The organism is Phyllobacterium sp. T2-21 (assembly GCF_055378485.1).
Genome location: NZ_AP027912.1, coordinates 1367130 through 1380902, shown reverse-complemented (window position 1 = coordinate 1380902; position 13773 = coordinate 1367130). Strand labels below are relative to the sequence as shown.

16 protein-coding genes are annotated in these 13773 nt (G+C 60.5%); 8 read left to right on the top strand and 8 right to left on the bottom strand.

Annotated features, from left to right (window positions below):
- The first annotated feature begins 18 nt into the window (after positions 1 to 18).
- A complete protein-coding gene (locus ACZ5FP_RS06870; RefSeq protein ID WP_464662853.1) occupies positions 19 to 1077 on the top strand; it encodes an SDR family oxidoreductase in 1059 nt (352 codons plus the stop codon).
- Between the two features lie 19 nt (positions 1078 to 1096).
- On the opposite strand, the gene ACZ5FP_RS06865 is transcribed toward ACZ5FP_RS06870, so the two are convergent.
- The 3 genes from ACZ5FP_RS06865 to ACZ5FP_RS06855 all read right to left on the bottom strand — a co-directional run bounded on the left by ACZ5FP_RS06865 (position 1097) and on the right by ACZ5FP_RS06855 (position 3754).
- Complete coding sequence (locus tag ACZ5FP_RS06865; RefSeq protein WP_464662852.1) at positions 1097 to 1636, bottom strand: DinB family protein; 540 nt, start codon at positions 1634 to 1636, stop codon at positions 1097 to 1099.
- Positions 1637 to 1652: 16 nt separating this feature from the next.
- Entirely contained in the window at positions 1653 to 3158 is a 1506-nt protein-coding gene (guaB, locus tag ACZ5FP_RS06860) for an IMP dehydrogenase (protein ID WP_223611621.1), read from the bottom strand.
- A 176-nt stretch (positions 3159 to 3334) separates the two neighbouring features.
- Positions 3335 to 3754, bottom strand: coding sequence for a lysozyme inhibitor LprI family protein (locus tag ACZ5FP_RS06855; RefSeq protein ID WP_464662851.1), 420 nt, complete (start codon positions 3752 to 3754; stop codon positions 3335 to 3337).
- A 127-nt stretch (positions 3755 to 3881) separates the two neighbouring features.
- Between ACZ5FP_RS06855 and ACZ5FP_RS06850 the strand changes: the two genes are divergently transcribed.
- On the top strand, positions 3882 to 5252 hold the full coding sequence (locus tag ACZ5FP_RS06850; RefSeq protein WP_464662850.1) for a chloride channel protein: 1371 nt from the start codon (positions 3882 to 3884) through the stop codon (positions 5250 to 5252).
- Here the strand turns inward: ACZ5FP_RS06850 and ACZ5FP_RS06845 are convergent.
- Positions 5237 to 6220, bottom strand: coding sequence for an MBL fold metallo-hydrolase (locus ACZ5FP_RS06845; protein WP_464662849.1), 984 nt, complete (start codon positions 6218 to 6220; stop codon positions 5237 to 5239). The two genes, ACZ5FP_RS06850 and ACZ5FP_RS06845, sit on opposite strands and share 16 nt — an antisense overlap.
- 249 nt (positions 6221 to 6469) lie before the next feature.
- Here ACZ5FP_RS06845 and ACZ5FP_RS06840 point away from each other — a divergent pair, with 249 nt between their 5' ends.
- Complete coding sequence (locus tag ACZ5FP_RS06840; RefSeq protein ID WP_464662848.1) at positions 6470 to 7870, top strand: MFS transporter; 1401 nt, start codon at positions 6470 to 6472, stop codon at positions 7868 to 7870.
- 8 nt (positions 7871 to 7878) lie between these two features.
- Here ACZ5FP_RS06840 and ACZ5FP_RS06835 read toward each other — a convergent pair whose 3' ends face one another.
- From ACZ5FP_RS06835 to ACZ5FP_RS06825, 3 genes are all read right to left on the bottom strand, one after another.
- Positions 7879 to 8586 carry an RlmE family RNA methyltransferase gene (locus tag ACZ5FP_RS06835; protein ID WP_464662847.1) on the bottom strand — a complete coding sequence of 236 codons (708 nt, stop codon included), beginning with the start codon at positions 8584 to 8586 and terminating at the stop codon, positions 7879 to 7881.
- A 20-nt stretch (positions 8587 to 8606) separates the two neighbouring features.
- On the bottom strand, positions 8607 to 10070 hold the full coding sequence (locus tag ACZ5FP_RS06830; protein WP_464662846.1) for a Ppx/GppA phosphatase family protein: 1464 nt from the start codon (positions 10068 to 10070) through the stop codon (positions 8607 to 8609).
- 274 nt (positions 10071 to 10344) lie between these two features.
- On the bottom strand, positions 10345 to 10944 hold the full coding sequence (locus ACZ5FP_RS06825; protein WP_464662845.1) for an NADPH-dependent F420 reductase: 600 nt from the start codon (positions 10942 to 10944) through the stop codon (positions 10345 to 10347).
- 119 nt (positions 10945 to 11063) lie between these two features.
- On the opposite strand from ACZ5FP_RS06825, the gene ACZ5FP_RS06820 reads away from it, so the two are divergent.
- Positions 11064 to 11993: a LysR family transcriptional regulator gene (locus tag ACZ5FP_RS06820; RefSeq protein WP_464663205.1), complete on the top strand. Its 930-nt coding sequence runs from the start codon at positions 11064 to 11066 to the stop codon at positions 11991 to 11993.
- Between the two features lie 56 nt (positions 11994 to 12049).
- Here ACZ5FP_RS06820 and ACZ5FP_RS06815 read toward each other — a convergent pair whose 3' ends face one another.
- Complete coding sequence (locus ACZ5FP_RS06815) at positions 12050 to 12238, bottom strand: hypothetical protein (protein ID WP_346307326.1); 189 nt, start codon at positions 12236 to 12238, stop codon at positions 12050 to 12052.
- 345 nt (positions 12239 to 12583) lie between these two features.
- Between ACZ5FP_RS06815 and ACZ5FP_RS06810 the strand changes: the two genes are divergently transcribed.
- The 4 genes from ACZ5FP_RS06810 to ACZ5FP_RS06795 all read left to right on the top strand — a co-directional run bounded on the left by ACZ5FP_RS06810 (position 12584) and on the right by ACZ5FP_RS06795 (position 13770).
- Positions 12584 to 12850 carry a hypothetical protein gene (locus tag ACZ5FP_RS06810; protein ID WP_464662844.1) on the top strand — a complete coding sequence of 89 codons (267 nt, stop codon included), beginning with the start codon at positions 12584 to 12586 and terminating at the stop codon, positions 12848 to 12850.
- 46 nt (positions 12851 to 12896) lie between these two features.
- Positions 12897 to 13037, top strand: a complete 141-nt coding sequence (locus ACZ5FP_RS06805; RefSeq protein ID WP_171974043.1) for a hypothetical protein — start codon at positions 12897 to 12899, stop codon at positions 13035 to 13037.
- 218 nt (positions 13038 to 13255) lie between these two features.
- Complete coding sequence (locus ACZ5FP_RS06800; protein ID WP_464662843.1) at positions 13256 to 13453, top strand: hypothetical protein; 198 nt, start codon at positions 13256 to 13258, stop codon at positions 13451 to 13453.
- Positions 13454 to 13503: 50 nt separating this feature from the next.
- A complete protein-coding gene (locus ACZ5FP_RS06795; RefSeq protein WP_105736820.1) occupies positions 13504 to 13770 on the top strand; it encodes a hypothetical protein in 267 nt (88 codons plus the stop codon).
- The last annotated feature ends 3 nt before the right edge of the window (positions 13771 to 13773 follow it).

The following is a 13773-nucleotide window of genomic DNA, read 5'->3' as shown; positions in this document are numbered from 1 at the left end:
AAATATGGAGCTGTTGAAATGACGCAGGACATGAAAAAGGCCGTGATTGTGGGTGCCAATGGCATCATCGGCGGCAACCTCATTGCATATCTCAAGGAATTGGGTGACTGGCAGATCGTCGGCCTGTCCCGGCGCGGCGGGATTGCGGATGGCAGGCTCAACCACATCGCCGTCGATCTGCTCGATGCGGCGGATGCCAAGGCAAAGCTCGCGCACCTCACCGATGTCACCCATATCTTTTATGCGGCCTATCAGGACCGTCCGACCTGGGCCGAGCTGGTGCCGCCGAACCTTGCCATGCTGGTCAACGTGGTCGATGCCATCGAACCCATCGCACCCGGCCTCCGGCACATCAGCCTCATGCAGGGATACAAGGTCTACGGTGCGCATCTCGGCCCGTTCAAGACACCGGCGCGCGAGAGCGATGCCAATCACATGCCGCCGGAATTCAACATCGATCAGCAGGACTTTCTCGAAGCCGCGCAAAAGGGGAAACGCTGGACATGGTCCGCGCTGCGCCCGTCCGTCGTTATCGGATACGCGCTGGGCAACCCGATGAACCTTGCCTCGGTAATCGCCGTCTATGCCTCGATGTCCAAGGAGCTCGGCATTCCCCTGCGCTTTCCCGGAAAGCCCGGGGCCTATGACGGCCTGCTTGAAATGACCGATGCCGGTCTGCTGGCGCGGGCGACGGTGTTCATCGCCACCGATCCGGCTGCAGGCAATCAGGCCTACAACATCAACAATGGCGATCTCTTCCGCTGGAGCGAGATGTGGCCGAAAATTGCCAAGTTTTTCGATCTGGAGGTTGCCCCGCCGCTGCCCATGTCCCTGAACGTGGTGATGGCCGACAAGGAACCGCTCTGGGAGAAAATGGTTGGAAAGCACGGTCTTGCGGCAGTCCCCTACAGGGATGTCTCGTCATGGGGATTTGGCGATGCGGTGTTCGGCTGGAATTACGATTTCTTCGCCGACGGCAGCAAACTGCGGCGCGCCGGCTTCCACGACCATATCGATACGGAAGAAATGTTCCTGAACGTCTTCCGGGATCTGCGGGCGCGGAAGATTATTCCGTGAACTGCCCCCTTTAGGGAGGTCAAGTCGCGAAAGGTTCGCCCTTGCGGCGCGCAATATCGTAGTTCAGGAAAAACTCATCAAGCTGCGGCGGGGGCACTTTTGTTCCCGCCAGCATCGCATGTGCCTGCCCGCGATGATGAATCTGGTGGACGAACAGATGGGACAGAACAAGCCGGATCGGCTCCTGTGAAACCTGCCCGTCCTGCCATTCGATCATAACGATCCGGTCGAGATCCGGCGCACTCAGACTGTCGCAAAAGGCGATCAGGTCGGCGTCGAAAACGTCCTGCGCTTCTCTGAGATCAGCCAGTTTTGGAAAGGGAATATCCCCGACGAGGCTGATGTTCTTGCGCCCGACGCCGGTCATGTCAGCCAGATAGATGTGATCGACAATGAGATTGTGGTTCAACGTCATCTGCAGCGACGGGAAGAAACTGACCCGTTCCTGCGCGAATTCCGCATCCGTCAGCCCGGCACAGGCGCCAAGCAGCCGATGGTTCGACCAGGCGCTGTTGCGCGCCATGGCCGAGAAGTGGTCGCGGAGGGCGTTGTCAGACATGGCCTCCGCGCCCCGATCAGTTGCCGCCCGGATAGTTCGGGCTTTCGCGCGTGATCGTCACGTCGTGGGTGTGGCTTTCCCGCAGGCCCGCATTGGTGATGCGGACAAAGGTCGCCTTGTCGCGGAACTCTTCCAGGTTCTTGGCACCGACATAGCCCATCGATGCACGAAGACCGCCGGCAAGCTGATGCAGCACGCCCGACACCGGCCCCTTGTAGGCCACCTGGCCTTCAATGCCTTCCGGCACAAGCTTGAGCTCGTCGCGGACTTCCGCCTGGAAGTAGCGATCCGCCGAACCGCGGGCCATGGCGCCGACCGAGCCCATGCCGCGATAGGCCTTGAAGGAACGCCCCTGGTAGAGATAGACCTCCCCGGGGCTTTCCTCGGTTCCGGCAAGGGCGGAACCCGCCATGGCAGCGGCGGCACCGGCCGCAAGCGCCTTGGCGAAATCGCCGGAATATTTGATGCCGCCATCGGCGATGACCGGAACACCGGCCTTGTGCGCGGCTTCCACGGCCGACATGATGGCGGAAAGCTGCGGCACGCCGACACCGGCAACGATGCGCGTGGTGCAGATCGAGCCCGGTCCGATACCGACCTTGACCGCATCGGCACCCGCATCGATCAGCGCCTGCGTGCCCGCAGCCGTTGCGACGTTACCGGCAATGATGCGCACGGCGTTCGACATCTTCTTGGCGCGGGTGACCGCATCCAGGACACGCTGCGAATGGCCGTGAGCGGTATCGATGACGAGCACGTCGACACCGGCGGCAATCAGCCGCTCGGCGCGTTCGAAACCGTCTTCGCCGACGCTGGATGCAGCGGCAACCCGCAGGCGTCCCTGTGCGTCCTTGGCGGCATTCGGGTTCAGCTGCGACTTTTCCATATCCTTGACGGTGATCAGACCGACGCAGTGACCCTTGCTGTCCACCACCAACAGCTTCTCGATGCGGTGCTGGTGCAGGAGGCGCTTGGCTTCCTCGTGCTGGACATTGTTTTCGCGCACGGTGATGAGGTTTTCACGCGTCATCAGCTCGTAAATCTTCTGATTGGGATCGGACGCAAAGCGCACGTCGCGGTTGGTCAGGATGCCAACGAGACGGCCCGGCTTGCGGCTGCCCTCGCCGGCGTTCTCGACCACCGGAATGCCGGAAATGCCATGGGCGCGCATCAATGCCTGCGCATCGGCAAGCGTTGCGTCCGGGCCGATGGTGACCGGGTTGACGACCATGCCGGATTCGAACTTCTTGACCTGCCGGACCTCTTCGGCCTGCAGCTCCGGTGTGAGATTGCGATGGATGACGCCCATGCCGCCAGCCTGAGCCATGGCAATGGCAAGGCGCGACTCGGTAACGGTGTCCATGGCAGCGGAGAGCAGCGGCAGGTTCAGTTCGATATCGGGAGCAATGCGGGTGCGAATGTCAGTCTGGCCGGGCATGACTTCGGAATGACCCGGCTGAAGCAGGACATCGTCAAATGTCAGTGCCAGCGCGCCCGTCGCGGATTCAACAATTTTTGCCATAACCAATTCCTTAAAATGCGACAAGCGCACCACGATGGCGGTGCGCCGAGTCAGTAATGTTCCGGTGAATTGGCACGGGCTGGTAACATGGATATGTCGGTTTGGAAAGGTGGAAACGTATTTATTCCGCAATCAGGGATACGCGATCTCCCTCTAGGGGTGGATGGAAACCGGCCTTACTGCGCATAATATTGAAGTTCCTTGATGCGCGCCCGCACGGCGTCCACATTCAGCGCCTCAATATCCATGCTGGCAATGGAACCCCGGTCGGCGCGCCATGGGCCGTTGTCGGCCTTGATCTGGGCCTCGCGCCACGCCACCCATTTGCGCTGCGCATCGCGAATCTGTTTGGCTGATTCCGGATCGACCGATGCCAGGACTTTCTTGTAGACAGCGTTCAGCTGCTTGTCATAGGCGACAAAGGCCTTGTGCGAGCAGTCGACCATTCCTGAAGTCGTCTGCCCTGCCGGGCTGTTCAGACATTCCGTTGCCGCCTTGTCGATCGGATCGACCTTTTCTTCCGGTGAAGCGGCGACCGCTGACGACACAGCCCCGAGCGACAGTGAGACACAAAGCATGGCAAAGAATCGTTTCATGGCGTCCTCCTTGGTGGCAAAATGCCCTATGCATCTTGGCAGTAAAAGGGTGAATTGTTGAGACTGGCCCATCGTTTTCCCGCATGTTAGGACCATACGACCCCTTGGACGGTTGAATGCAGGAGATATGGTGCGCCCGATTTACCGAAAAGTTTCCTTCCTGCGCCGGTCCCGTGCCATGTGGGGCAACACGCGGGTCTGGCGGCCGCGCCTGGTGTTCTGGGCGGGGGCGGTTGCCATTGGTGTGATCAGCGTCCTCTTCGCCAAGCTGGCGGATCTTGCCCAGGAAACGTTTCATGGCGTGATCGGAACCAGCGGCTGGACGACATTCCTGCCCTTGATCATCACGCCGCTCGGCTTCATCTTCTGCGCCTATATGGCCTACTGTTTCTTCCCCAACGCCCAGGGCAGCGGCATTCCGCAGGCCATCGCGGCCCGTCATCTCAACGATCACGAGGATCGCGTCAGGCTGCTTTCCCTGCGCATGGTTTTCGGCAAAATCCTTTTGACCGTTGTCGGCCTGTTTTCCGGCGCCTCCATCGGCCGCGAAGGCCCAACCGTCCAGGTCGGCGCGTCGCTGATGCTGCAGGTGGCGCGCTGGGGCGGCATGGCGCAGGCGCGCGGGCTCATCCTTGCAGGCTCGGCCGCCGGAATTGCCGCGGCGTTCAATACGCCGCTCGCCGGTATCGTCTTTGCCATCGAGGAAATGGGCCGCTCCTATGAGGCACGCACCAACGGCCTTGTTCTGACCGCCGTCATCCTCTCCGGCCTCGCCGCCATCGGGCTTGTCGGCAATTACACCTATTTCGGTGCATCCGTTGCCGTTGCAACCAGCTTTTCCGATTGGCTTCTGGTGATCCTGTGCGGTGTCGGCGGCGGTGCGTTCGGTGCCTTTTTCAGTGCCGGTGCCGTCAAGGCATTGCGCAGGATCAAGCGCTGGACGGCACCCGATCCGTTTCGCCGTACCCTGCTGCTCGCCGCTGTGTGCGGTTTTGCCGTGGCGCTGATCGGGGTCGCTTCAGGCGGTACAACCTTCGGCACGGGCTACGAACAGGCGCGCGGCGCCGTGGAAGGCCATGCCCTGCCGTGGTATTTCTTTCTGGAGAAACTGCTCGCCAGTTTCCTTTCCATGGTCTCCGGCATTCCCGGCGGCATTTTTGCGCCTTCGCTGTCCGTCGGCGCGAGCTTCGGCAGCACAATCGGTCTGCTCACCGGCAGCAATATCGGCCTCGCCGCCGTGCTCGGCATGGCCGGCTATTTCGCCGGGGTGGTGCAGGCACCGATGACGGCTTTCGTCATCATTCTGGAAATGACCGGCAGCCATGACAGCGTCATTGCGCTGATGTGCACATCCATGCTCGGTTACGGCACGGCACGCATCATCTCGCACGAACCGCTCTACCACGCATTGTCACGGGTGTTCATTGCGGATGCGATCCGGCGCAAGCGCGCCGAAGCCGCATCGGCAACGCCCGCACAGGGTCAGACATCGAACTGATAGGTCACCGGTACGAAACGGTAGCCGCTTCCCTGCCGGTCGAGATAACCAGCCGACGGGAACGGCATGTGATAACCGATGAACGGCACGCGGTCGGTGGCGATCATGTCGAGCACCCGTTTGCGCGTCTCGATGCCCTTGGCCCGGTCCGTATCGAAAGCCACCTCCCATTCCGGATGCTGCAGGGCTGCAACGTAGTGATTGGCGGTATCGGCGGTCAGCACCAGACGCTTGCCCGCGGATTCCACGTGGAAAATCATGTGGCCGGGCGTATGGCCGTAAGCCGCTTCGCTGGTAATCCCTGACACAACCGCATCACCCGCCTTGATGAAGGTGGTCTTTTCCGCCAGCGGTTTCACCTTGGCCGCAACACCCTTGGCACCCGCTTCCGCCGGCGTGCCCGCCCGGGCCGGATCGGTCCAGAAATCATATTCGATCTGCCCCGCGATATAGCGCGCATTGGCAAAGGCAGGCTTCTCGCCGTTCATCAGGCCGCCGATGTGGTCACCATGCATATGGGTGATGACGACGACGCTCACCTGATCGGGCGTGTAACCCGCCGCTTTCATATTGGCTTCCAGCTGGCCGAAACCGTTGTCGCGTCCTGCAGCGCCAAAACCCGTGTCGAACAGGATCAGTTCAGCACCGGTATTGATCAACACCGGGGCAAAACCATTGACGAACTTCGTTTCGGGCAGAAAGTTGGCGCGCATCAGTTCTGCCACCTTCTCCTGCGACTGATCGGCACCGAAGGTGGGAAACGGGCCATCGGACAGGCGCAGGCCATCGAGAAGCGTGGTGACCTCAAATTCACCCAGCTTGAAGCGCTTGAAACCCGGCGACTTCACCGGCGAAAGCGGAACCGCCGCGGCGGCAGCATCCGGCATGACCTGCGACATGGCGAGCCCACCGGCTATGGCGCTCGACGCAAGAAACAGGTCGCGGCGGGAAATCTCGTATGACGTCATGAATTCATCTCCTTCTGGCAGTCTTGGGGTCTGCGGTTGAGATCGTGCACAGGCAACGTCATGGCTGCCGGGCCGTTCCCTTTTGCATAGCGGAAAATCGTATTGTGCTGGATCACATCTGATTGATCGGTGCTTGAGCACCCGCCACACTGGTGCTATCGCAGCGCCAGCAAGGGTTGCTTTTCATTGTGAGTCCCGCGACGGACCCCGATTGCTGACGAAGCTCTTTATTGAGAACTGGAATTCATTGTGAATCGCATTGTTCCGCTCGTGCTCGCTGTCGCCCTGTTCATGGAACAGATGGACTCGACCGTCATATCGACATCCCTGCCCGCGATTGCCGCCGACATCGGTACGAGCCCCATCGCGCTGAAACTCGCGCTGACCGCCTATCTCGTCTCGCTCGCCGTGTTCATCCCGGTCAGCGGCTGGATGGCCGACCGGTTCGGCGCCAAAAATGTGTTCCGCGCGGCCATCGTGGTGTTCGTGCTTGGGTCGATCGCCTGCGCAGCCTCCAACTCCCTGCTGGCCTTCGTCGTCTCACGCTTCGTGCAGGGTGTCGGCGGTGCCATGATGACGCCGGTTGGACGGCTGGTGCTGGTGCGCTCGACCCCGCGCAGCGAGCTTGTCGGCGCCATGGCCTGGTTGACCGTGCCCGCATTGGTCGGGCCGCTGGTCGGGCCGCCCATCGGCGGGTTTCTCACCACCTATTTCACCTGGCACTGGATTTTCCTGATCAACGTGCCGATCGGCCTGCTTGGCATCTGGTTTGCGACACGTTACCTGCCGGATGTGGAAACGCTGATCCAGCGCAAGCTTGACGTGCCCGGTTTCTTCCTCAGCGGCATTGCCGCATCCGGCGTGGTGTTCGGGCTTTCCGTGGTCAGCCTGCCGGCGCTCCCCGCATGGGTCGGGTTCTCGACGCTCGGCGTCGGCATCGTTTCGACGGTGCTCTACCTCATCCATGCCAAACGCACGCCGGAACCTCTGCTGGCGCTCGACCTGTTCAAGAACCAGGTGTTCCGTGCGTCGATTTTTGGCGGCAGTCTTTTCCGCATCGGCGTCGGTGCGACACCGTTCCTGCTGCCGCTGATGTTCCAGATCGGCTTCGGCATGACACCGTTCCAGTCCGGCCTCATGACCTTCATATCGGCCGCCGGTGCCATCGGCATGAAATTCGTGACCAAATGGTTCTTCCGCAAGACGGGCTTCCGCAATGCGCTGATGTATGGATCGCTGATTGCCGCAAGCTTCATTGCCATGAATGGTTTCTTCACGCCGGCAACACCGACCGCGCTTATTCTTGGCCTGCTTCTGGTCAGCGGCTTCTTCCGCTCACTGTTCTTTACCGGGGCCAATGCACTTGCCTATGCGGAAGTGCCCAATGAACAGACCAGCCTTGCAACACCGATCGCATCGGTCGCCCAGCAGATATCCATCGCCCTGGGCGTTGCGGTTGCCGGCGGCATTCTGGAAGTGTCCACCAATCTGCATGGCGGGCCGTTGCAGCTCTCGGATTTCCACACGGCATTCTTCCTGGTGGCCGCCATATCGTCGCTGGCATTCTTCTTGTTCATGCCGATGAAGCCGGATGCCGGCGCCGAAGTATCGGGGCATTACCCGGATGCGAAGCCCGCGCCTGCCGAATAGACCGTCGTTTAAGACCGGCCCTTGAAATCACGGGCGAGCAGGTAAAGTTCCACGGACTCAGCGCGCGAGGCCGGCGGCTTGACGTGATGCACGGATTTGAAGTGCCGCTTGAGCAAGGTCAGCACTTCGTTTTCCGTGCCGCCCTGAAAGGTCTTGGTCAGGAAGTGACCACCCGGCCGCAGCACGGAAACCGCAAAGTCCGCCGCCACTTCGCACAGATGCGTCGTGCGGATATGGTCGGTGCGGCGGTGCCCCGTGGTGGGAGCGGCCATATCCGACAACACGATATCCGGCTGGCCGCCCAGCGCTTCGATCAGTTTGTCCGGCGCGGCATCTTCGAGGAAATCCATCTCGAGCAGCGTTACGCCCGGCAAGGGATCGATGTGCAGATAATCGATGCCGACAACCGTCGGCGCGTCCTCGGGAGAGCCGACAATCCCCGCAGCAATCTGGCTCCAGCCACCGGGGGCGGCGCCCAGATCGATGATGCGCTGACCCTTTTTCAGGATCTTGTAACGATCGTCGATCTCGATCAGCTTGTAGGCCGCGCGCGACCGATAGCCGTCGGCCTTTGACCGCTGCACATAGGGATCGTTGATATGACGTTCCAGCCAGCGGCGCGACGATTCCTTGATCGTGCCCGCCTTCTTCTTGATCTTGGTATGCAGGCCGCGCGTACCCGTACCGCCGCGCCCGCCTGTTGTTGTCTTAGCCATTGGGAATGTACGCCCCTCTCTTACGCGACATTGGCGCGAAACCACCGATTGCGCCACGCGCCATCGCGCGACATGAGTTCAGTCAAAATACCTTCGCGCAGGCCGCGATCAGCCACACGCAGCTTCTGGCTGGGCCAGACATTGCGGATTGCATCCAGAATGGCGCAACCGGCAAGAACAAGATCCGCCCGGTCGGCACCGATGCAGGGATTGGCAACCCGTTCGTCAAAACTCCACGACAGGAGCCTGCTCGTCATCTCGGTCACGTCGTCGTTCTGCATCCAGATACCATCGATGCGGCGCCGGTCATAGCGGTCGAGACCAAGATGAATGCCGGCAAGCGTCGTCACCGTGCCGGAGGTGCCGAGCAGGTGAAAATTCTGGCTGTTGACGAGATCGCCGAGCTTGTGCCGTTCGGAGAAATCATTGAGGAGTTCCGCCACGTGATTGACCATGACGGCGAAATTGTCGGTCGTCACATCGCGGCCGCCAAAACGCTCTGCCAGCGTGACGACGCCAACAGGCAGCGATGTCCAGGCAATGATATGCTCAGCCAGACGCGGCGAACGGCGCTCCGACAGGTCGATCAGGGCAATCTCGGAGGAACCGCCGCCAATATCGAACAGCACAACCGCATCGGTTTCGCGCTCGACCAGCGTGCCGCAGCCGGAAACAGCAAGGCGGGCCTCGGTCTGGCGGTTGATGATCTCCAGATCAAGGCCGGTCTCGTGTTTGACCTGATGCAGGAATTCGGCACCGTTTTCCGCCTGGCGGCAGGCCTCGGTGGCGATGAGGCGGGCGCGCCGCACATCGTGGTTTTCCAGCTTGTCGCGGCAAATCTTCAGCGCCTCGATGGCGCGGCTCATGGCATTCGGGCTCAGGCGCCCAGTTGCACCCAGCCCCTCGCCGAGACGGACAATGCGCGAAAACGCATCGATGACACGGAACTGGCCCGGCCGCGTCGGCGTTGCCACCAGCAGGCGGCAGTTGTTCGTGCCCAGATCCAGCGCTGCATAGAGCGGAGCACCGGCATATCTGGGTTCGCGCCGCGGGTTGTCAGGTTCGGATGGCTTGGCCGGACTGTTCTGTTCCACAGTCGCCGCGACAACGGTTTCCTGTTGTTTTGCGCCGGAACGCCCCCGGCGTCTGTGGCGGTTGGGGCGGCGCTTTTTGCCGGTTTTGACCGGCGCTGCGGCATCGGCTTCTCCCGCCGGATGCGCAGGTGCGGCGGAGGCAACAGGGTTTTGCGCCGAAACAGCACCGTGTTTCGACTTGCCGCGCCGACGGCGGCGCGCCCGTTTCTTGGGGCTTTTCTCGAAGCGTCCTTCCTGGGAATCGGACCGGCTCTCCTGCGGTTGACGCGCAGAATCCCCTTGTGGTCCGGGTCCGTTCTTGGCGGGACCTGGGATGCCATTCGACACCGTATGACCGCCAGACGCCCCTTCGTTCGACGCTTTGCGGGCGCCCGATTCGGGGTCTTTCAAAATCTTATCCTTCGGGCGCCGCGCGAACCTCTGGAGGACGCAGGCAAGGCGCTTGTTCATTAACGTTGAAGCCAATGTAACATCATTTGCCGAATATAAAAGTGCCTGAGGCAAATTAGGCGGCCAGGACAGCATGTTGAAAGGTGGAACCGGGCATTTCCATGCACCCGATATCGGCGGCAATGAGCCCCAGCCCGATGCGGGCCTGCAGGCCGCCTTGCGGCCGCATAATTCTGCAAGAGCCTGCCCCGTGGGACAGGCCCTTCGCTTGTCGTCAGCCGAACTTCACCAGATTGAGGACGGCGAGCGGGCCGCCGGGGAACCCCGCCATCTTCTCACCCGTCGCCAGGCTGCCCAGATCGAGCGGGAAAAAGCCAAGCTTTTCAAACAGGGCGCCGACCTTCGCCTTGGCGTCCGCATCGTCGCCGGAATAGAACAGGACGCGCCGACCGCCTTCAGCCTTGGGGTCGCCCGCAAGCAAGGCTGCGGGCAGATGGTTGAGCGCCTTCACCAGTTTTGCACCCGGCACGAGATCGCCGACGACGTCGCTCGGCAACCGCCCCTTGAGATCAACAGGCTTGAAAGACGGAGCTTCGATGGCATTGTTGGCGTTGATGACGATGCGGCCGTTCCAGGCGGGCAAACCGGCCAAAGCCTGCGGCAGTTTCGACCAATTGACGGCAATCACCACAATATCCGCGCTTGCCGCCTGCTCTACGGTGCCGGCCTTGATGGACGGCCCGAGTTCGCCAACCAGTTCCTTCAACGAGTCCGGTCCGCGGCTGTTGGAAATGGTTGCTTCGATGCCGGCCCGGGCCAATACCCGCGCAAAAGCCGTGCCGATCAGCCCGGCTCCGATAATACCAATGCTCATGATCTTGTTCCTTTTTGCGAATGCATGAAATTGCATGACCTGAGAATGGGCCATCCATTCATTGACGAAAAGCAGGTAATGGCTTTAAATATTTTCAATGATCAGTTGAAGGTATGGATATGGAGACCCTGGCCAATCTGGAGTCGTTCGTGCGCAGCGCCGAAACCGGAGGTTTCTCAGCAGCGGCGCGGCGCCTGTCGCTGACGCCTGCGGCGGTCAGCCGGAACGTGGCCATGCTTGAACGCAATCTTGGCGTGCGGCTGTTTCATCGCAGCACGCGAAATCTGGCCCTGACGGAGGAAGGCGAGCGCTTCCTGCAGGCGGTCCGCACAAATCTCGAGGATCTGCAGGCGGCGATCGCCAATGTTACGGCGCATCGCGACGAACCCGCCGGTGTGCTCAAGGTCAGCATGAGCCCGACGCTCGGCATCGGGTTTGTCATGCCGCTGCTCCCGGCCTTTCTCGAGCGCTTTCCGTTGATCCGGCCGGAATGGCATTTCGAGAACCGGCAGGTCGACCTGATCGCGGAAGGTTTCGATGCGGCCATCGGCGGCGGCTTCGAACTTCTGCCCGGCGTTGTGTCCCGATCGCTTGCAACCCTTCATCTCGTAGCTGTGGCGTCTCCAGCCTACATGCGGGGCCGCGCATTTCCCGCGGATCCGGCCGGGCTGGCGACGATGGACGGGATTGTGTTGCGCCAGCAGCGCACCGGGCGCATTCCGGTGCGCATGATGCGCAACAGCGCTGGCATGGAAATGCCGGCGCATATCCGGGACAGGATTGTGGTCAACGACCCCGCCGCCATGCGTCAGGGGGCTCTGCTCGGCCTGGGCGTAACCATCCTCTCGGCCCCCGTTGCCCTGCCGCATCTGGAAAATGGCGAGCTCGTGCGCCTCTTGCCGGACTGGTATGCCGACGCCGGGGCCGTATCGATTTATTATGCCAGCCGCAGGCTGCTGCCCGCAAAAACGCGGGTATTCGTTGATTTTATCGCCGAGGCGTTCCGGCAGGGAAAGCTGACGAAAAGCTTTGCGGGCGTTCTGGGATAGAATGAACTCTCTTGAGAACGGCGCCACCGGGGAGCGGCGCCACGCCCTGCTTCAGATCAGATCAGCCGGTTGCATTCAACCATATGCTTTTGACGCCGTATTTTACCGTCGCTGTCCGCAATGTCGCGCCGCGTCTTGCTCTTGACCGACGGGATCGGCTTGGCTGGTTTGACACTGGCAACCGGTGCTTGGGTAACCGGCATCCTCATGCCTTTCAGAAAGCTCAACACTCGTAATAACATCATGATTTTTCCTCCAACGGAAATGCCATAGGGCCGCTGTGGACCGATGATCCAGCGGTTGGACGTGCAGCATTTTGGCAAGTGGGCGCACCCTATCACCGTTCCGCCACCAGAGATACAGGGCCGCAAATAAACCGCAAATCATGACGATTGTTTTGCTATCGCCTTTTGGATATCCTCGTTTCAGATTTGGCTCTTCGCAGCGTCAGAGGTTCTCGACCCGCCAATCTCGTTCCAAAATGACGACGGTTTTTTGAACGTTGCATGACGACTGATCTCCGGCACCCGCCGGGATGAGAACACAGCAGGCCAGCTTCCGCTGCTTGCCACTTCCAAAGGAGGATTGGCATGTTCACGCGCACAACACATTCCATCGTCCACTTCGACGCACCATTCGTGTTGAAGGGTGTGGACAAGCCATTGCCCGCCGGCGATTACGACGTGGATCAGGATGAAGAACTCGTTGACGGGTTGTCCCGCGCTGCATATCGCCGCGTGGCCACCTACATCCATGTTCCGGCCCGGTCGTCGAAGCTTGGCACCCAGCAGGTTTTCCCGATCGACCATTTCGATCTGGAAGCTGCGCTTCTTGAGGATCAGTCCCGGCCCGGCTAATCACTTCCCGCCCCGATCCCTACCCGAAACCTGAAGGAGAACCACCATGGCTAAAGGTCAACAACGCAGCAACCGCGAAGTACGCAAACCAAAGAAGGACAAGGTAGAGGTAAAGACCGCTGTTCCGTTTGCAAGTTCGATCGGCAAACAGACGGAAGTCGCCAGCAAGGGCAAGCCCAAGAGCTAACGGCATGCCCGGCACGCCAACACCCGATTGTTCAGGTGCGGCGCCATCCCGATGATGGCGCCGCACCGCACATGCATACCCCTGTCCCTGCGGCCGCTCCCCTTCTTCCAGCAATACAACCCGAAACACGCGTCAAGACTAAAATTAGAACAAAACAGGAACAAATTTCTTTTCACATGGACCGGATTGTGCCATTCTGGATTGCGAAGGAGAATCCAATGAATGCGATATTGAAACAGCCGGACGACGAAATTGACGAGGCATTGGCTTATCATCAGGGTGATGTCCGGGCGACAATAGCGGCGCTTCTGGCCGAGCGTGAGTTCCTGTTGCGGGAGATTGAATATGCCTCCCTGGCCATGTCCTATGGCTTTGCGCGGGGCTGGGCACCGGGACAGAATCGGAATGCACGATAGACTTGTGAACCGCCGCGTGCGATGATTGTGGCTCAAAAATGCGAGACACGATGAAACACAGTCCAAAACAATTGCCTGAAGTTGGTGTCCGCCCGAAGCGGGTTCTCAGTCCTTCGGAACAGAAAAGCCTGGCCACAACCGCAGCTGCATCCGCCATTATCAATGACGAGACCGCAAAGTGGGAAAGCAAGACCGCGCGCCTGAAGGCATTGCGTCTGGCCAAGGAAGCGGAAGAAGAAGCTGAGAACGCCTTGAAGCCAGCCAAGAAGCCGGCAAAAGCCAAGGCAAAGGTGACGCTCGCCACCAAGGGCAAATAGCGC

Excerpts from the sequence above, each read along its gene's own strand:
- ACZ5FP_RS06870 (WP_464662853.1), top strand. The coding sequence starts at position 19 with ATGACGCAGGACATGAAAAAGGCCGTGATTGTGGGTGCCAATGGCATC.
- ACZ5FP_RS06865 (WP_464662852.1), bottom strand. The coding sequence starts at position 1,636 with ATGTCTGACAACGCCCTCCGCGACCACTTCTCGGCCATGGCGCGCAAC.
- guaB (WP_223611621.1), bottom strand. The coding sequence starts at position 3,158 with ATGGCAAAAATTGTTGAATCCGCGACGGGCGCGCTGGCACTGACATTT.
- ACZ5FP_RS06855 (WP_464662851.1), bottom strand. The coding sequence starts at position 3,754 with ATGAAACGATTCTTTGCCATGCTTTGTGTCTCACTGTCGCTCGGGGCT.
- ACZ5FP_RS06850 (WP_464662850.1), top strand. The coding sequence starts at position 3,882 with ATGGTGCGCCCGATTTACCGAAAAGTTTCCTTCCTGCGCCGGTCCCGT.
- ACZ5FP_RS06845 (WP_464662849.1), bottom strand. The coding sequence starts at position 6,220 with ATGACGTCATACGAGATTTCCCGCCGCGACCTGTTTCTTGCGTCGAGC.
- ACZ5FP_RS06835 (WP_464662847.1), bottom strand. The coding sequence starts at position 8,586 with ATGGCTAAGACAACAACAGGCGGGCGCGGCGGTACGGGTACGCGCGGC.
- ACZ5FP_RS06825 (WP_464662845.1), bottom strand. The coding sequence starts at position 10,944 with ATGAGCATTGGTATTATCGGAGCCGGGCTGATCGGCACGGCTTTTGCG.
- ACZ5FP_RS06820 (WP_464663205.1), top strand. The coding sequence starts at position 11,064 with ATGGAGACCCTGGCCAATCTGGAGTCGTTCGTGCGCAGCGCCGAAACC.
- ACZ5FP_RS06815 (WP_346307326.1), bottom strand. The coding sequence starts at position 12,238 with ATGATGTTATTACGAGTGTTGAGCTTTCTGAAAGGCATGAGGATGCCG.
- ACZ5FP_RS06810 (WP_464662844.1), top strand. The coding sequence starts at position 12,584 with ATGTTCACGCGCACAACACATTCCATCGTCCACTTCGACGCACCATTC.
- ACZ5FP_RS06805 (WP_171974043.1), top strand. The coding sequence starts at position 12,897 with ATGGCTAAAGGTCAACAACGCAGCAACCGCGAAGTACGCAAACCAAAG.
- ACZ5FP_RS06800 (WP_464662843.1), top strand. The coding sequence starts at position 13,256 with ATGAATGCGATATTGAAACAGCCGGACGACGAAATTGACGAGGCATTG.
- ACZ5FP_RS06795 (WP_105736820.1), top strand. The coding sequence starts at position 13,504 with ATGAAACACAGTCCAAAACAATTGCCTGAAGTTGGTGTCCGCCCGAAG.